At 64.9% G+C, this 17,917-nt stretch carries 15 protein-coding genes; 8 read left to right on the top strand and 7 right to left on the bottom strand.

Going from position 1 to position 17,917, the window contains the following annotated elements:
- Positions 1–107 precede the first annotated feature (107 nt).
- Genes BM083_RS17760 through BM083_RS17775 form a run of 4 tightly spaced genes read left to right on the top strand, consistent with a single transcriptional unit; the run spans position 108 to position 5,732 of the window.
- The gene (locus tag BM083_RS17760; RefSeq protein ID WP_089871201.1) at positions 108–1,316 is read left to right on the top strand and encodes an Nramp family divalent metal transporter; all 1,209 of its coding nucleotides are present in this window, start codon (positions 108–110) and stop codon (positions 1,314–1,316) included.
- Positions 1,317–3,338 (top strand): hydantoinase/oxoprolinase family protein, encoded by a 2,022-nt coding sequence (locus BM083_RS17765; RefSeq protein ID WP_089871204.1) that lies wholly within the window; start codon positions 1,317–1,319, stop codon positions 3,336–3,338. It begins immediately after the preceding gene.
- A complete protein-coding gene (locus BM083_RS17770) occupies positions 3,335–4,990 on the top strand; it encodes a hydantoinase B/oxoprolinase family protein (RefSeq protein WP_089871206.1) in 1,656 nt (551 codons plus the stop codon). The genes BM083_RS17765 and BM083_RS17770 overlap by 4 nt, the downstream gene beginning before the upstream one ends.
- On the top strand, positions 4,983–5,732 hold the full coding sequence (locus BM083_RS17775) for a maleate cis-trans isomerase family protein (protein ID WP_089871208.1): 750 nt from the start codon (positions 4,983–4,985) through the stop codon (positions 5,730–5,732). The genes BM083_RS17770 and BM083_RS17775 overlap by 8 nt, the downstream gene beginning before the upstream one ends.
- Before the next feature lie 19 nt (positions 5,733–5,751).
- Here the strand turns inward: BM083_RS17775 and BM083_RS17780 are convergent, their stop codons facing one another.
- On the bottom strand, positions 5,752–6,882 hold the full coding sequence (locus BM083_RS17780; RefSeq protein WP_089871210.1) for an SPFH domain-containing protein: 1,131 nt from the start codon (positions 6,880–6,882) through the stop codon (positions 5,752–5,754).
- A 104-nt stretch (positions 6,883–6,986) separates the two neighbouring features.
- Between BM083_RS17780 and BM083_RS17785 the strand changes: the two genes are divergently transcribed.
- Together BM083_RS17785 and BM083_RS17790 are read left to right on the top strand one after the other, a co-directional pair.
- Positions 6,987–7,172 (top strand): DUF7554 family protein, encoded by a 186-nt coding sequence (locus tag BM083_RS17785; protein ID WP_089871212.1) that lies wholly within the window; start codon positions 6,987–6,989, stop codon positions 7,170–7,172.
- A 47-nt stretch (positions 7,173–7,219) separates the two neighbouring features.
- Positions 7,220–7,714, top strand: coding sequence for a 2'-5' RNA ligase family protein (locus tag BM083_RS17790; protein WP_089871215.1), 495 nt, complete (start codon positions 7,220–7,222; stop codon positions 7,712–7,714).
- 35 nt (positions 7,715–7,749) lie between these two features.
- Here BM083_RS17790 and BM083_RS17795 read toward each other — a convergent pair whose 3' ends face one another.
- The gene (locus BM083_RS17795; protein ID WP_089871217.1) at positions 7,750–9,123 is read right to left on the bottom strand and encodes a cytochrome P450; all 1,374 of its coding nucleotides are present in this window, start codon (positions 9,121–9,123) and stop codon (positions 7,750–7,752) included.
- A 648-nt stretch (positions 9,124–9,771) separates the two neighbouring features.
- Positions 9,772–11,961, bottom strand: a complete 2,190-nt coding sequence (locus BM083_RS17800; protein WP_089871219.1) for an ATP-dependent DNA helicase — start codon at positions 11,959–11,961, stop codon at positions 9,772–9,774.
- Positions 11,962–12,140: 179 nt separating this feature from the next.
- On the opposite strand from BM083_RS17800, the gene BM083_RS17805 reads away from it, so the two are divergent.
- Together BM083_RS17805 and BM083_RS17810 are read left to right on the top strand one after the other, a co-directional pair.
- Positions 12,141–12,605, top strand: coding sequence for a histidine kinase (locus BM083_RS17805; protein ID WP_089871222.1), 465 nt, complete (start codon positions 12,141–12,143; stop codon positions 12,603–12,605).
- Positions 12,606–12,691: 86 nt separating this feature from the next.
- Entirely contained in the window at positions 12,692–13,783 is a 1,092-nt protein-coding gene (locus BM083_RS17810) for an aminopeptidase (protein WP_089871224.1), read from the top strand.
- Between the two features lie 34 nt (positions 13,784–13,817).
- On the opposite strand, the gene argF is transcribed toward BM083_RS17810, so the two are convergent.
- Genes argF through BM083_RS17830 form a run of 4 tightly spaced genes read right to left on the bottom strand, consistent with a single transcriptional unit; the run spans position 13,818 to position 17,909 of the window.
- On the bottom strand, positions 13,818–14,714 hold the full coding sequence (gene argF / locus BM083_RS17815) for an ornithine carbamoyltransferase (RefSeq protein WP_089871227.1): 897 nt from the start codon (positions 14,712–14,714) through the stop codon (positions 13,818–13,820).
- A complete protein-coding gene (locus BM083_RS17820; protein WP_049893795.1) occupies positions 14,714–15,802 on the bottom strand; it encodes a [LysW]-lysine hydrolase in 1,089 nt (362 codons plus the stop codon). The genes argF and BM083_RS17820 overlap by 1 nt, the downstream gene beginning before the upstream one ends.
- A 14-nt stretch (positions 15,803–15,816) precedes the next feature.
- A complete protein-coding gene (locus tag BM083_RS17825; RefSeq protein WP_089871229.1) occupies positions 15,817–16,956 on the bottom strand; it encodes an aspartate aminotransferase family protein in 1,140 nt (379 codons plus the stop codon).
- Positions 16,953–17,909 (bottom strand): acetylglutamate/acetylaminoadipate kinase, encoded by a 957-nt coding sequence (locus BM083_RS17830; protein ID WP_089871232.1) that lies wholly within the window; start codon positions 17,907–17,909, stop codon positions 16,953–16,955. The genes BM083_RS17825 and BM083_RS17830 overlap by 4 nt, the downstream gene beginning before the upstream one ends.
- Positions 17,910–17,917 lie beyond the last annotated feature (8 nt).

The following is a 17,917-nucleotide window of genomic DNA, read 5'->3' on the forward strand; positions in this document are numbered from 1 at the left end:
GTTCACATTCGTTCGTACGACGTGTGCATCCCGTACACACCCCGCATAACAACGCTTTAGGTCTATATTGCGTTTCGTGTGAACATGTATCACGAGAGGTGGTCGGAGTGGGCATCGTAGAACGACTCAGAGCTATCGGACCGGGTGCGATGGTCGCCGCCGCGTTCATCGGACCGGGGACGGTCACGACGGCGTCGGTAACGGGCGCGCAGTTCGGCTACGCGCTCATCTGGACCATCGCGTTCTCTGTCGTCGCCACCATCGTCCTACAGGAGATGAGCGCCCGACTCGGCCTCGTCACCCGCGAAGGACTCGGCGAAGCGTTACGCAATCGCTTCGACAACCAGATACTCCAGTACGTCAGCGTCGCACTCGTCGTCAGTGCCATCGGTATCGGGACTGCGGCCTACGAGACGGGTAACATCCTCGGCGGCGCGGCGGGACTGGAGACGGTCACGGGTATTCCCGCCTCGCTGTGGGGACCGCTGATGGGTATCATCGCCGGAGCACTCCTGTGGACCGGCAAGTACGAACTCATCGAACGGGCGCTCGTCGCGCTCGTCGCCATCATGGGTATCTCCTTCCTCATCGACGCCATCCTCATCGGCCCGGATATCGGTGCAATCGCGACCGGATTCGTTCCGACCGTCCCCGAGGGGTCGGCGTTCCTCATCACGGGTCTCGTCGGTACGACCGTCGTCGGCTACAACCTCTTCTTGCACGCCAGCAGCGTCCAAGAGCGGTGGGCCGGTCCGGAGGACCTCGGCGAATGTCGGACCGACACCATCGCTTCCATCGTCGTCGGTGGCCTCATCACGCTCTCGATTATGATCACCGCCGCGGCCGCCTTCCCCGTCGGCACGGAGATTTCGGACGTCGGTACGATGGCCGAACAGCTCGAACCCGTCGCCGGCACGTACGCGAAAATCTTCTTCAGTATCGGTCTCTTCGCCGCTGGCTTCACCAGCGCGACGACGGCCCCGCTCGCAGGTGCCTACGCTACGGCGGGCGCACTCGGCTGGGACGACGACCTCTCGTCGACGAAGTTCCGCGCCGTCTGGATGACCATCCTCGGCGTCGGCGTCGTCTTCTCGGCCGTCGGCTTCAGCCCCGTCCAAGCAATCCTGTTCGCACAGGTCGCAAACGGCGTCCTGCTCCCCATCATCGCCCTCTTCCTCATCCTCGTCATGAACGACAGCGCGAAACTCGGCAACTACGTCAACACCACCGCACAGAACGTCCTCGGCGGACTCGTCACACTCATCGTCGTCTGGCTCGGCATCCGGAGTCTGCTCTCGCTGGCGGGGGTGTTCTGAATGGACGGTGAGACGCCAGAGACGACCGTCGGCGTCGACGTCGGCGGGACGTTCACCGACGTCGTCCTGCTTCGGGACAACAGTCTCGTCACCGCGAAGGTGCCGAGTACGGCGGACCAGAGCGTCGGCGTCATGGACGGCATCGAGAAGGCCTGCGAGAAGGCGGGCGTCGCTCCCGACACCATCGACGACTTCGCGCACGCGATGACCGTCTCGGTCAACGCGCTCCTCGAAGAAGACGGCGCGAAGACGGCGCTCGTCACCACCGAGGGGTTCCGCGACGTACTCGAAATCGGCCGACAGGAGCGTCCGTCGCTCTACGATTTCGACGCCGACAAACCGACGCCGCTGGTGCCGCGTCGACGACGGTTCACCGTCGACGAACGCGCCACGCCCGAGGGCGTCACCGAATCGGTCGACGCCGACGCCCTCGACGACGTGGTGGCGTCGGTGAAGGCATCGGAGGCAGAAGCTGTCGCCGTCTGTCTCCTCCACGCCTACGCCCACCCGGAGAACGAGTCGGCCGTCGCCAGCGTCTTAGACGACGAACTCGACGTACCCGTCTCCGTCTCTCACGAGGTACTGGCGGAGTTCCGTGAGTACGAGCGCACCTCGACTACCGTCGCCGACGCCTACGTCACGCCGGCCATCGACGCCTACATCGGGCGACTGGTCGACAGAGCGGCCGACGCGGGCGTCCCCGAACCCAGCGTGATGCAGGCCAACGGCGGTATCACCGACGCGACGACAGTCAGAGAACACGCCGTCCGGACCTGCATGTCTGGGCCGGCGGCGGGTGTCGTCGGTGCTCGCGCGAGTGTCGGCGACGTCGCCGCCGACCGTGACCTCACCGGCCTCGTCACCTTCGACATGGGCGGCACCTCCAGCGACGTCAGTCTCGTCCGTGACGGCGACGTCGAACAGACGACGAACGCCGAAATCAACGGTCGACCCATCAAGACGCCGATGGTCGACGTGACGACCGTCGGCGCGGGCGGCGGGAGTAAAGGCTGGGTCGACCCTGGCGGCGCGCTCCGAATCGGTCCTGAATCCGCTGGTGCCGAACCCGGCCCGGTCTGCTACGGTCGCGGCGGCACCGTTCCGACCGTCACCGACGCGAACGTCGTCCTCGGCTACATCGGCGACAGCACCAGTCTCGGGGGCGAACTCTCCATCGACGTCGACGCCGCCCGCGACTCTCTCGCGGAACTCGCAGACGAGGCGGGACTCGACGGACCGCTCGACGCCGCACAGGGGATGTACCGCGTCGCCAACGCGACGATGACGCGCGCCATCCGCGCCGTCACGCTCGAACGCGGCTACGACCCGCGGAACTTCGGTCTCGTCGCCTTCGGCGGCGCGGGGCCGATGCACGCCGCCGCCCTCGCCGACCGACTCGACATCGGGACGGTCGTCGCGCCGCGTGCCTGCGGCGTCCTCTCGGCGTTCGGCTTGCTCGCGGCCGACGAGAAACACGACGCCGTCCGGACGCGACGACAGTCGCTCGCCTCCGTCGACGTCGAGAACGTCGAAACCGCCTACGACGAACTGGAAGCGTCGGTTCGCGACGAGTGTAGCGACCCCGAGGCGGCCGTCGTCACCCGCCGCGCCGACCTCCGCTACGCCGGGCAGAGTTTCGAACTCACCGTGCCCGCCGACCGGCCGTTCGACCCCGAGACGGCGAAAGAGCGGTTCCACGCCGCCCACGAGAACACCTACGGCTACCGGATGGACGAGTCGGTCGACCTCGTGAACGTCCGTGCGGAGGCGGTGGTAGAACGGCCCGACCCCTCGGTCTCCTACGACGCACCTGGCGACGCCGTCGTCGACGAACGCGAAGCGCACTTCGCCGACGGGTCGTACGCGACGACTATCTACGACCGTGAACGTCTCCCGCCCGGTGAGACCGTGTCCGGGCCGGCAGTGCTCGAACAGGACGAGAGCACCGTCGTCGTCCCGCCAGCGTGGGAGGCGACCGTGCGGGTCGATGGGTCGCTCGTCCTCACGGAGGTGACGGCATGAGCGAGACGGACGTCGACGCCGTGACGCTGGAAATCCTCCGCAACCAGTTGGAGAGCGTCGCCGAAGAGATGGGCCAAGTGCTCATCACCGGGTCGTACTCGCCGAACATCAAGGAGCGACAGGACTGCTCGACGGCCCTCTTCGACGCCGAGGGGCGGATGATTGCCCAAGCCGAACACATCCCGGTCCACCTCGGGGCGATGCCGGAAGCCGTCGACGCGGTGAGAGAGCGAGACCCGAAACCGGGCGACGTGTTCGTCCTGAACGACCCGTTCGACGGCGGGACACATCTGCCCGACGTGACGCTCGTCTCGCCGCTCGCGCCAGAAGAAGAAATCGTCGGCTACGCGGTCTCGCGCGCCCACCACGCCGACGTCGGCGGGATGACACCCGGCAGTATGCCCGCCGGTGCACGCGAAATCTATCAGGAGGGCCTGCGTCTGCCGCCGACCCGACTCGTCGCCGGCGGCGACGTCGTCGAGGACGTGATGGCACTCATCCTCGCGAACGTCCGGACGCCCGACGAGCGCCGTGCGGACCTCCGCGCCCAAATCGCGGCAAACGAGCGAGCAGAAGAGCGACTCGGTGACCTCATCGACGAACACGGCGAGTTGGTGCTCGACGCGTTCGACGCGGTCATCGACTACTCCCGAGAACGCATCGCGAGCGAGATTCGTGACCTCCCCGACGGGACGTACACCGCCCGCGACGTGCTCGAAGGCGACGGCGTCCTCGAACACGAGTCGGGTGTCGACCCCGAGAGCGTCGAGATTCCCATCGAGACGTCCGTCACCGTCGACGGCGACGAGATTCTCGTCGACTTCGAGGGCACGGCCGACCAAGTACCGGGGAATCTCAACGCGCCACTGGCCGTCGCGAAGAGCGCCGTCTACTTCGTCGTCCGATGCGTGACCGACCCGGAGATTCCGCCGAACCAGGGCTGTTACGACCCGGTGACGCTCCGGGTTCCGGAAGGCTCCTTACTGAACCCCGAACTTCCCGCCGCCGTCGTCGGCGGCAACGTCGAGACCAGTCAACGCGTCACCGACGTCGTCCTCGCGGCCTTCGGCGAGGCGGTGCCGAACCGCGTCCCGGCCGGAGGCCAGGGGACGATGAACAACCTCATCGTCGGCAGTCGCACGGGCTCTTTCACCTACTACGAGACCATCGGCGGCGGGTTCGGTGCGCGGCCGACGAAAGACGGGATGGACGGCGTACAGGTCGGCATGACCAACACGCTCAACACACCCGTCGAAGCACTCGAAACGGCCTACCCGCTCCACGTCGAACGCTACGGCTTGCGGCCGAACAGCGGCGGCGACGGCCGGTTCCGCGGCGGTCTCGGTCTCGAACGCTCGGTCACCGTCCAAGAGGACGCGACCGTCTCGCTGTTGACCGAACGGCGGCGCATCCCGCCTGCAGGTCTGGCTGGCGGCAAAGACGGCGCAGTCGGTCGAAATCTCGTCGACGGCGAACCCGTCGCCGCGAAGACGTCCGTCGACGTCGACGCCGGAACGACGGTCACGGTGCTCACGCCCGGCGGCGGCGGTCACGGCGACCCGGCCGAGCGAGACCCGGAACTGCGAGAACGGGACCGACTGGACGAGAAGGTCGAGGAGGCCCAAGAGGGCGAGACGGTGGACGATGTCTGACTTCGCCGACCCGACGGCCGACGGCGACCGACTGAAACTCGGCGTCGTCGTCCCCTCGTCGAACACGACGGTCGAACCGGAGTTCGCCCACTGGGTTTCGAACGCGTCGGTCCACGCGGCCCGGATGCGCCTCGTCGACGTGACCGTCGACGGACTCGACACGATGGCCGACGACGCGGTGGCCGCGGCCGAGCGACTCGCGGACGCCGACGTCGACGCCGTCGCCTACGCCTGCACGACGGGCAGTCTCGTCCACGGCCACGGCTTCGACGCCGAGTTAGAAGACCGACTCGGCGACGCCGCGGGCGTCCCCGCGGTGGCGACGGCGCTGTCGGTTCGTCGGCTCTTCGACGCCCTCGACACGTCTCGCGTCGCCGTGGCGACGCCGTACATCGACGAGTTGAACGAACGCGAACGCTCGTACCTCGACGAATCGGGGTTCGACGTCGCCTGTCTCGACGGTCGCGGCATCGAGCGAAACACCGACATCGGGAGACTCACTCCCGCAGACGCCCGCGAACAGGCGCTCGCAGTATTGGAAACGGCACCCGACGTCGACACGCTGTTCGTCTCGTGTACGAACTACCCGACGCTCGCAGTCGTCGACGAGTTAGCAGAACGCGGCGTGTCGGTCGTCACGAGCAACCTCGCGACGCTCTGGGACCTCTCGCGTGTGACGGGTCTCGACACTGACGCGTTACCTGGCGACCTGCCGTCGCCGTCGTCGCCGACGCTGGACTGAACACGACGAGAAAAGACCGCTACTGTTCGACTTCGCGGTCGAACGCGTCGAGGTTCTCCACGTCCGGCCGGTCGCCGTCTTCGGTCTCCAGTCCGTCGGCGATGTCGTCGATGTCGTCCAGTCCGAGCAGTTCGCGGGTCTCCTCGTCGAACGCCTTCGAGTCGAGTCCCGCGTTCTCTTGGACGTCGCTGCCGGTCAGCGCTTTGCCGTAGCGACCGACCAAGGAGGTCAGTTCCTGCGGCAGCACGAACGTCGTCGACTCGCCTTGGCCGATTTTCGTCAGCGTCTCCATCCCCTTGTCGATAATCGCTCGCTCGCCCATCGACTGGGCGGATTTCGCTCGCAAGACGGTCGAGATAGCGTCACCTTGCGCTTCGAGAATCTGCGCTTGTTTCTCACCCTGCGCGCGGATGATGCTCGACTGTTTCTCCCCTTCGGCGGATTCGACGGCGCTCCGACGTTCACCTTGGGCTTCGAGAATCATCGCGCGGCGACGCCGCTCGGCGGAGGACTGCTGTTCCATCGCGTTCTCGACGTCGGCGCTGGGTTTCACCTCGCGCACTTCGACGCTCTCGACGCGGACGCCCCACTCGTCGGTCGGTTCGTCTAACTGATTGTGGATTCGACTGTTTATCTCGGTTCGGCGACTCAGCGTCTCGTCGAGTTCCATACTGCCGAGGACGGCCCGGAGCGTCGTCTGGGCGAGGTAGGAGACGGCGTTCTGGTAGTCTTCGACTTCGAGGAAGGCCTTCTTCGGGTCGACGACTTTGATGTAGACGACGGCGTCGGCGACGACGGGCGAGTTGTCCTCGGTGATTGCCTCCTGCCGAGGAACGTTGAGCGTCTGCGTCCGCATGTCGAACGAGTAGGTCTGTGAGACGAACGGTGGGACGAGGTTGAACCCCGGTTCGAGCAGTTTGCGGTACTCGCCGAACACCGTCAGCGTGCGCTTTTCGTACGCTTGGACGAGTTCGACGGCGCTGACGACTGCCGCGACGGCGAGGAGGACGAGGAGGAGGCCGACGACGGCGACGGGCGGGAGGAACGTGAGGGCGAACAGGCCGACGAGCACGAGCGTGACGGCGAGAATCGTGTTCGTCGGGAGCCCTCGCGCACTCAGGCGGCCGAGGAAGCGGAAGACACTAGCCATGTTCTCGCGTTTATCGGGCGGGTAGTTACCTCTTTCTCCGTCGACAGCTCTTTTTCGAGCCTCCCAGCAGTGCGTTTTTGTAGGACTCGGTCGATTCGACGACCATGCGCGCCGAAGTAGACGTCGAAGATTTGCTGAAAATCGTCCTCGTGTTGGTCGTCGTGTGGCTCGCCCTCGAAATCGTCGGTGAGGTGCTCGGCTTGCTCGCCGGGCTTCTCGGGCCGCTCCGCCCGCTCTTGGGCATTCTCATCGTCGTCCTCATCGTGCTCTGGTTCACCGACCGACTCTGACGTTACGGAACACGACGCTTTTCTTCTGGTCTCCTGAATCTGTCTCTGTGTACAGCCTGAACGTTCCCGTTCCGGGCGGTGTCCGGCGACTCGCCAGCGAGTTACATCCGCGACTCACGGCGTTCGACACGGTTCGGGACCGCCACACGCTCGTCGCGAAACGTCTCGGCGACGACTCGCTCGACAGACACCGTGAACGGCTTCGTCTCCCGCTTCGCGACGTTTCGCCCTTCGAGGCTCGCGTGACGGGAATCGACTTCTTCGAGCGTCCGACGAAGGGAAGCGCTCCGGTCGTCTACCTCGTCGTCGAGAGTCCCGGTCTCTTCGCGCTTCACGACCGACTCTGCGAGGAGTTCGGTTCCATCGACGGACTCGAAGGCGACGACTACGTTCCACACGTCACGCTCGCACGTGGTGGGACACTCGAAGACGCCGAAGCGCTCGCCGCCCTCGATATCGACCCGGTCACGTGGACCGTCTCCACGCTCGACCTCTGGAACGGGAAGTTTCGCGAGTCAGCGGCGACGCTTCGGCTTCGATAACCGCGCTACCGTTCTACCACCGTCGCTCTATCGTTCTATCTCGACCGAAGCCGCATCGCCATCGGTTCGCGGGGGTGCATCGTCAGCGACCCGCGAAGCGAGAACGGTTCGTCGCGGGTGTAGTCGAGTTCGAACTGCTGGGCGACGGTGCCGACGATGAGTTTCGCCTCCAGCATCGAGAACTGTTTGCCGATGCAGTGGCGCGGGCCGCCGCCGAACGGGAAGTACGAGAACCGCGGGCGCTGGTTCCGTCGGTCGGGGAGCCACCGGTCCGGGTCGAACGTCTCGGGGTCGTCGTACCACCGCGGTGACCGGTGGACGACCCACTGCGGGAGCATCACGCCGGACCCCTCGGGAACGCGGTAGCCGCCGAGTCTGACGTCGACTCTCGGCTCGCGAAACATCGTGTACACCGGCGGGTAGAGCCGCATCGTCTCGTGGAGTACCCGGTCGGTGTAGGTCATCTGACGGGCGTCCGCCGCCGCCGGCGTCTCACCGCCGAGTACCTCGTCGACTTCCTGTTGGACCTTCGCCTCTACATCGGGGTGTTGGGAGAGGAGGTACCAAAAGTACGTGAGCGTGAGCGCCGTCGTGTCGTGACCCGCCAGCAGCATCGTCATCATCTCGTCTCGGAGTTGCTGGTCCGTCTGTTCACCGCGCTGTTGGGCGCGGAGGATGATAGAGAGGAGGTCCATCGGCGGGTCGTCGACCGCGTCGGCACTGCGGCGGCCATCGTGGTCGGACGCTCCGAACTCGCTCCCGCGACGCTCGGCGACGATGTCGTCGATGACGCGCTCGATGGTCTCGATTGCTCCCTTGTAGTCGCGGTTCTCCCGTGTCGGTGCCCAGTCGGGAACGATGACGCGGAGGGGGTCCGGTTCGAACCGTGCGCCGAGCGGTTCGAGGTTCTCCTGCACCGTTCGGATGCGTTCTTCGTCCAACGACGCGCCGAGCATGGCGTCGACGATGATGCGGACGGTCAATCGAGCCATCTCCAACTGGATGTCGACGAGGTCACCGTCCTGCCAGTCGTCGAGCATCGCAGTCGTCTTCTCGCTCATCATCCCACCGAGCGTGGCGATTCGCGCCGGGTTGAACGCCGGTTGGGCGAGTTCGCGCTGTTTCCGCCACTCCGCGCCGTCGCTGAGGAGGAGTCCGTCCCCGAGCAAGTCGCCCATCGCGTCGTCTTGGAACCGGGGCTTGCGGAACTTCGCGTCCTCGCTGACCAAGACGCGTTCGATGTCCTCGGGGTTGGTGAGCATGTAGACCGGCATCGGCCCGAGGTCGAATTTGACGACGTCGCCGTAGGCCTCCGCACAGGCCGTCATGAAGGAGAAGGGGTCCTTCGAGTACTGCCCGCTGTTTCCGAAGACCGGGACGCCCTTCGGTCCCGGCGGTTGGATACTCATACATCCAGTTGGGGTGGAGAGGGATGAATGACTCGCCTACGAACGCGCTTGCTGGTAGTGCGGTGGGTGTCGGTTCGTCTTCTAGAGACTCTTTCTGTACCGCCAGACAGAATGCGGTACACATTGGTTCGTGTGCTCTCTCAGAGTTGCTAGAAGTGCCGTGCTGAATAGAGGGCGCTGGTCGGCCATGAAAAAACTCAGCAGTGTCCATCGTCCGAAGTGGCAGATAACGGCAAGAAAGATGGTAGCAGCTAGCTCACTTTATTTTCGTCAGACCCGTATAGACTACCACAATGGAACAGCAACATTCGGAGATCTGCAAGCGGTGCGGTGGCCCAACGGGGCCAGACGAGATCGTAACGCACCAGTCTCCGTCCGATTCGCTCGTCGTCTCCGAATGTGCTCAGTGTGGATCGATTGTTAGTATCGGCGGCCATCAGTGGTGAACTCAACGTCTTACTGAACCGGAGATTCAGACCGTCAGCTCTGATTAGACCCTGTTCGTGGTGCTGAATACACCCTCTCTCTTCAGCACACACAGTCCAGTAGGGAGGCGAGTTGTGATGTTAGTAGGTACGACATTTCTATCCGTCAGCAGTGACTACAGTTCGCGTACCTCGAAAGCCCACGCGCTCGGTTGAGAGTCTCTCACGGCGTCGGCGGCGGCCCGTCGTACGCGTCGTGGTCGGTGTAGAAGTTCATCATCGCGAACTTGAGTTTGTCCGGCCCGATGTCGAGCAGTTCCTCACGCTCCTCCGGTGGGAACGAGTCGCGGACGCTGTACTTCCCCATGTCGGCGTCGGTGTACCGCTTGTCGAGCAGGACGCGCACCCCGAAGTCGTCTGGGGACCGAATGACCCGCCCGAGCGCCTGCCGAGTCTTGCGAATCGTCGGAATCTCGACGGCGTAGCGCCACCCGGCCTCGCGGGAGCGCTCCGAGTAGACGCGGTCGTAGGCGGCTTGGACGGCCTCCATCCGCTCGGAGAGGTGTGGGTAGGGGACGCCGACGACGGCGACGGTCCGGGCGTCGTCACCGTCGAAGCTCACGCCCTCCGCCAGCGTTCCCCACAGGGAGGTGAACAGCGCGCCGTTCTCGCTCGCGACGAACCCCTGTCTGAGGTCTTCGGTGGGTGTGCCCGATTCATCGAGGAAGAACTCCGTGTGTCTGTCGCCGTCGGTCAGCCCTCGACCCCCGCCGAGGCGTTCGTAGTACCGGCGCGCCTCCGAGTAGGAGGGGAAGAAGAGCAGTGTGTTCCCCGGGGTGAAGCGCACGACGTCGCGGAGCGTCGCGGTGATTATCTCCTGCGTATCGCGTTCGCCGCGTTCGCTGGCGAACAGCGCCGGTCCCTCGACGGCGTAGGTCCGGCGGTTCTCTTCGGGGTACTCCAGTCCGTAGGCCAGCGTGGCGACGTCTTCGAGGCCGAGGACGTCCTCGGTCACGTCGAAGGGGCGGATGGTCGCACTCATCAGGACGCTGGCGTAGACTTCGTCGAAGAGCTCTTTCGTCACTTCCCGCGGGATGCAGGTGTAGAGCTCCGCACGGCCGTAAATCTCCTCGGTGCCGCCGTCGCGACGGACCGAACACATCGGATGCTGACCGAGTTTGTTCCCGTCGCTCATCCACGAGTCGATGAACGCCGCGGCCTGCTGGGTCTGACACTCTTTTCGCGTCGTCGTCTCGCCGTCTTTGTACGCCTGTTCGTACTCCTCGTCGAGCGACTTCCCCAACTGGAGGGCGAGTTCGACTTCCGCGTCGATGCCGCGGCCCTCGTACGCGTCCAGAAAGGCCATCGTCAGGTCGTCGCGGCGGTCGTCGTTGGCGATGGCGACGTCGTACCAGTTCTCACCCACGTCGTCGCGGTCAGAGGAGCGCAGGTTCTCCTCGTAGGTCGACTTGAGCGCCCGGTAGAACGCGCCGACGACGTTCCGGGCGTGTTCCGCTCGCGAGTCGTCGACGTCGTCGAGTTCGTTGAGTGCGCTCTCCAGGGTGTTCTCGGTCAGTGTGCGAGTCGCGTGGTCCCGCGCGGCCGCCTCGATGTTGTGCGCCTCGTCGAAGACGGTGATGACGTCGTCGGGGTCACGGTCCAACCACCGGAAGAACTGCTCGCGAATCATCGGGTCCAGGAGGTGGTGGTAGTTACAGACCACGAGGTCGACGCCCTCCATCCCCTCTTTCAGCAACTCGTAGCCGCAGTAGCCCTGTTCCTCCGCGTATTCGTAGACGTCGTCGGGCGTGCGGACGTCCTCGAACAGCCACCCGAAGAACTCGTCGGTGTCGTCGACGAGGTTGTTGTAGTAGTACTCACAGACGTTGCCGTCTTCCATCTCATCGAGGTCCTGTTCGATGGCGTCGAGTTCGTCCATCACGGCGCTTCGGGCGTCGGCCGCGCCGTCCTCGCCGCTGCGCATCCTGTCTAGCAGGGCTTGCTCGCGCTGTTTCAACTCGGCTTTGTCGGCGCGTTTCTCGACGACACTTCGAGTCGTATCGCGGAGCGTCTGACACTCCTGATAGCCGACGTCGATGTGGCACATCGACGCCTTGCCTTTGAACACCACCGCGCGAATCGGCTTCTGTTGGGTGATGGCGCGGGCGTCTTCGACGAACTGGCGCATCTGCTGGTGGACGTTCGTCGTGATGACGACTGTCTTGTCGTGTTCGCGAGCGTAGTCGAGTGCCGGGACGAGTGCGGAGAGCGTCTTGCCCGTCCCGGGTGCCCCTTCGAGGAGGACGTCCTGCTGCCGTGCCAGCGAGTTGGCGATGCGGTCCATCGCCTCCTCCTGGTTCGGATAGGGCTCGTCGTACGGGAAGAAGCGGAGATGTCCGGTCGATTCAGCCACTACGTGGCCTTGGTCGTCATCGGGTTAAAACACTCGGGAACCGGGGTAGGTTGTGTCGGTCCGACCCCGCTTCGAACGGGTACAGTACGCGCGTAGGCGACATGAAGCTATGTCCTCGGTGCGTCGTCGACGCCTCGCCGACGTAGCGTTTTGCTCACCTCTGCGAAATCTGTAGTAGCATGTCAACAGAGACCACGACAGCGACGGTCGGTGTAACCGAGAACAGCACGTGGAAGGGTGGTGTCGGTGCGGGCCTCGTCGGCGGAGCAGTCATGGGCGTCATGCTCACGACGATGATGACACCCGTCATCGAAGTCGCGATTCCCGCGATGTACGGCCTCTCGGGTGGGGCCGCAGGCTGGTTCATCCACATGAGTCACTCGGCGATTCTCGGCGTCGTCTTCGCCGGTCTCGCCAACGCCGCCGGCGTCGGGACGAACCTCCCCAGAAGCGTCGGACTCGGCGTCGTCTACGGCGCGATTCTGTGGGTCGTCCTCGCCGCGCTGGTGATGCCAATCTGGCTCTCGGCGGTCGGCTTTGCCGGTGCGCCGCCGCTGCCGAACTTCAACCCGACGAGCCTCGTCGGCCACCTCGTGTACGGTGGGGTCGTAGGCGCAGTGTTCCCGTTCGTGCGAGAACTGTAAATCGAGTGAACGCGGGAGAGTGATCTGTTTCACTTTCACTCTACTTGGCTGACGTTTTTGCAGCTCCCACGAGTCGGTCGATACCCATGGATCCCCGCGTCAGAACTCACGCCGAACTCCTCGTCGACCACTGCACCGACGTCACCGCCGACGACAACGTCCTCATCAGAGCCCCGACTCCCGCCGAAGAGCTAGTCGTTGCACTCTACGAAGTGCTCGGAGAGCGCGGGGCGCGGCCGACGACCCACTGGCGGAACCCCCGCACTGGCCGTGCGTACGCGAGAGCGATGGACGACGACGACTTCCGCACGAGAGACCACGAACTCGCCGCGATGAAGGAGACAGACGTCGTGATTCTCGTCGGTGGCGCGACGAATACGGCCGAGACGAGCGACGTCGACCCCACGAAGGCGACGGCGTCCAGTCGTGCCCGCCAGCCGATTCTCGAAGAACGTCTCGACACCAGATGGGTCATCACACAGCATCCGACCGCTGCCGCCGCACAGCAGGCCGAGATGAGCACCGCGGCGTGGTGTGACTTCGTCTACGACGCCGTAAACAGAGACTGGGACCAACAACGCGAGTTCCAGCAACAGTTGGCCGACCTGCTCGATTCGGCCGACGAAGTCCGTCTCGTGAGCGGCGAGACGACGGACCTCCGATTGGACGTCGACGGGATGCGCGCTGGCAACGACGACGCAGAATACAACCTCCCCGGTGGTGAGGTGTACACCTCTCCCGTTCCCGACGGAGTCGAGGGAGAGGTGACGTTCGACCTTCCACTCCGTCGAAACGGCCGAGATATCGAGGACGCACGCCTGGTCTTCGAAGACGGTGTCGTCGTCGACTACGCTGCACGCCGTGGTGAGGAGGTACTAGCGAGTGTTCTCGACACCGACGACGGTGCGCGCCGACTTGGCGAACTCGGCATCGGGATGAATCGCGGTATCGACCGCATCACGCACACGCTCTTGTTCGACGAGAAGATGGGCGACACGGTCCATCTGGCCCTCGGAAACGCGCTCGAAGAGTGCGTTCCCGACAATCATGCGTTCAACCGAAGCGCGGCGCACGTCGACATGCTCGTCGACATGAGCCACGACGCGCGAATCGAATTCGATGGCGACGTCGTCCAGCGGAACGGTGTCTTTCGGTTCGAGGACGGGTTCGAAGAATAGACCGAGAGTCCGAGACGATGCTCGAGTCGCGGCGTTACTCCACCAGTTCGACCAAGAGACCCTTCTGGGCGTGAAGCCGATTCTCCGCTTGGTCCCACACCAATACGCGGTCCGACTCCAACACGTCGTCGGTAATCTCCTCGCCGCGGTGTGCTGGCAGACAGTGCATCACCATGGCGTCCGTCTCGCTCAGGAGGTCCATGTTGACCTGATAGCCGTCGAAGGCGTCGAGTTTCTCCTCGCGCTTATCCTCTTGGCCCATGCTGACCCAGACGTCCGTATACAGAACGTCCGCGTCGGCGACCGCTTCTTTCGGTGACTCCACCACTTCGGGTGCGTCGCCTAACTCGGCGGCGCGTTCCAACACGGCGTCGCTCATCTCGTAGCCCGGTGGCGTACAGACCGTGAGGTCGATGCCGGCGAGCGCACAGCCGAGCACGAACGACTGGCCGACGTTGTTGCCGTCGCCGACCCACGTCGCCTGCACGTCGTCGAACCCGCCGAACGCTTCCTTGATAGTCAGCAGGTCGGCGAGCGTCTGGCAGGGATGCGCCTCGTCGGTCAGGCCGTTGACGACCGGGACGTCGGCGTAGTTCGCGATTTCGAGCAGGTCGGCGTGGTCGAACAGCCGAACCATCACCACGTCGACGTAGCGCGAGAGCACACGCGAGGTGTCTTTCAGCGGTTCGCCGTGGCCCAGTTGGATGTCCTCTGGCCCGAGGAAGATGGCGTGTCCTCCCAACTGTGTCATCCCCGTCTCGAAGGAGATGCGCGTCCGTGTCGACGGCTTCTCGAACAGCATCCCGAGCGTCTGTTGGGACAACTGGGTCGTGTCTTCGCCGGACTTCAGCGCCGAAGCACGGTCGAGCACCGTCTTCACGTCTTCCGGTGAGAGGTCGTCGATGTCGACGAGGTGGTCGATGTCGAGCATCAGTCCTCGCCTCCCTCTTCGTCCGTACCACCGAGACGTTCACAGACCGAGACGAGCACGTCGATAGACGTGTCGTACTCGTCGAGCGGGAGATGTTCGTTGGGCGCGTGGTCGAGGTCCGAATTGCCCGGACCGTAGGTGACCATCGGGCAGTCCCACACCTTCGCGAAGACGTTCATGTCGCTCGTGCCGGTCTTCCGGAGGAGGCGGGGGTCGCCGCCTGCCTGCCGGATGGCGACGCGGAACGCGCGGCCGACGTCTGTGCGTGGACTCATCATGACGGGTGGCACGTCGTCGTACCAACGGACCGTCCCGCCGTTGAGTTTCGAGTCGGCCATCTCCTGTACCTCGTCGGTTGTCATCTCCGGCGGGACGCGGAACTGCACGTCCATCGTCGACTCGACGGAGAGACCGTCGTCGGTCGTCCCACCGGCCATCTTGACCGGCTTGCAGGTGACGCGCTCGAAGACGGGCGTCCACTCGTCCGCCTCGAACTCGTCTTCGACCGCTCGCCACCAGTCGAGGGCGTCCTGAATCGCGTTGTTCTCCGGCCGAGAGGTGTGGCCGGACTCGCTCGTGGCGACGTAGGTTCCCGCGAGCAGACCACGGTAGCCGAGAGTGATACCCTCCCAGCCACTCGGTTCGCCGTTGACGACCGCGCCGGGTTCGGCGCGGCCCTCTTCGACGACGTGGAGTGCGCCGCGGGAGTCGAGTTCCTCGCCAACAACTCCAATAAAGCTCATGCCGGTCTCGACGGCGGCGACGGCCATCGCCGCCAGCGGTCCGGTGGCGTCGACGCTGCCGCGACCCCACAGCGATTCGCCAGCGTCTTCCTCGCCGTCTTTGACTTCGACGGGAATGTCGCCGGGGACAGTGTCGATGTGAGACGTCAAGAGGACGCGGTCGTCTGCGGGCGCACGGACGTTGCCGACGTCGTCGACCCACACCTCGCGGTCGTGGGCCTCGAAGAAGTCGACGAGTATCTGTGCGGCCGCTTCCTCCTCACCCGAAGGTGAGGGCGTCGAGACGAGGTCGAACAGCAGTTGGCGTGCTTCAGAGTCGAGTGCGGCAATCGTCTGTTCTGTCATCTTTCCCATACTGCTCATTGCAGGACCTCTGTCAGCGCGTCTGTCATGCGGTCGGCGTGGCTCTCGTCGACGACGAGCGGCGGCAAGAGCCGAAGGACGGACCGACCCGCAGGCAGCGCGAGAATCCCGTGGTTGAGCGCGAGATGCTTCAGCAGGCGGTTCGCGCCGCGCTTGACCTCGATGCCGACCATCAGCCCCTGTCCGCGCACGTCGCGGACGGGCAGGTCGTGTTCTTCGCTCGCTGCCTGGATGTTCTCCATCAGGTACGACCCGAGGTCACCGGCGTGGCCCGGTAAGTCCTCTTCGACCAACACGTCGAGCGTCGCGTTCGCCGCCGCACAGGGGACGGGACCGCCGGAGAACGTCGACCCGTGGTCACCGAAGTCCTCGGTCAGCCAGTCCGCACAGAGCGTCGCACCCATGGGGAGGCCGTTGGCGATACCCTTCGCCGTCGTGAGCATGTCCGGGACGACGCCGGCCTGTTCGCAGGCCCAGAGCGTTCCCGTCCGGCCCATGCCGGTCTGAATCTCGTCGAAGACGAGCGCCGCGCCCGCGTCTTCGGTTACGTCGCGAGCGTGTTCCAGATACTCTACTGTCGCGGGGTGGATGCCGCCCTCGCCTTGGACGGGTTCGAGGAAGACGGCGGCCGTCTCGTCGTCGACGGCGTCCGCCAACTCCTCGCTGTCGCCGTAGGTGACGAACTCGATGTCGCCAGCCAGCGGTTCGTAGGGCGCTTTGTACTTCTGTTTCCACGTCATCGCCAGCGCGCCCATCGTCCGACCGTGGAAACTGCGCTTGGTGGCGACGATTTTGGAGTTCCCTGTCGAGGCGCGGGCGAACTTCATCGCCGCCTCGTTGGCCTCGGTCCCCGAATTACAGAGCCAGACGTTCTCCAAGTCGCCGGGTGCGAGGGCCGCGAGTTTCTCGTACAACTCGGTACGGACCTCGACCGGGTAGGACGCCTGCACGTAGGTCAGCTTCTCCGCTTGCTGCTGAATCGCCTCGGTGACTTTCGGGTGGGAGTGGCCGAGTGGCGTGACGGCGTAGTTTGCCCCCATGTCGAGGTATTCAGTGCCATCGTCGGCGTAGAGGTACGGCCCCTCGCCGGACTCGATTTGGATGGGTTTCTCGTTGAAGACGAACCCACCGCTCATTTGGCCACCTCCTCGGCTTCGACGGTGTCACCCAGTACGCCGGGTTCGACGTGCGTCCCGCCGCCGTTGAGCGCCGTCGTGATGGGGTCGCGGACGTTGGCGTCGGCGACGATGACCTTCGCGGCCCCGCCTTCCAGCGCCTCGGTGGCCGCCATTACTTTCTTCGTCATGAAGCCCTCGGCGGCGTTCTTCACCGCTTCAAACTCCGCTGGCGTCGCCGCCGACGCGATGAGCGACTCGGGGTCGTCGATGTCTTCGTACACGCCTTCGACGTCGGTGAGGACGACGAGTTCCGCGCCGAGTGCGCCTGCGATGGCCGCGGCGGCGCGGTCGGCGTCGGCGTTGACCGGCACGCCGTCGTCTGCGAGCATCGGAACGGTCGCCACGGGCGTGTAGCCGCCGTCGAGCAGCGTTTCCAGGAGTTGCGTATTGACGTCGGTAATCTTGCCCGAGTGGTCGCCGCGCTTGATCTTCTTCTTTCCGTCCTCGACGACGCGGACGGCGGACTTGCGTTTACCCGTGAGGAGACCGCCGTCGACGCCGGAGAGACCGAGCGCGTCGACGCCTGCGCCACGCAGCGTCGCGGTGAGTTCCGTGTTCAACTTGCCGGGCATCACCATCGTGAACACCTCCATCGTGCGCTCGTCGGTGAAGCGTCCCGAGACACCCGAGGGCGTCTCGACGTAGGTCGGTTCCTCGCCGAGTTCCTCCAGCGTCTCGTCGACGGCTGTCGAACCGCCGTGGACGACGACGACCTTGCGGCCGTTGGCGACGAGATGCGCGATGTCCTGCACCGCACCTTCCGGTTCGACGGCGCGGGCGCCGCCGATTTTCACGACGACTGGCGGCTCTCGCGGCTCGCCTCCGTCCGTGTAGAGGCAGTCGCTGGCCGATGCGTCGATGAGGTCGTCGTGAGCGGCGAGGAGTTCCTCGCGCGTGTATCCGTTGGTCATTGGTGTTC

The organism is Halogranum rubrum (assembly GCF_900114455.1).
Taxonomy (GTDB): Archaea; Halobacteriota; Halobacteria; order Halobacteriales; family Haloferacaceae; genus Halogranum; species Halogranum rubrum.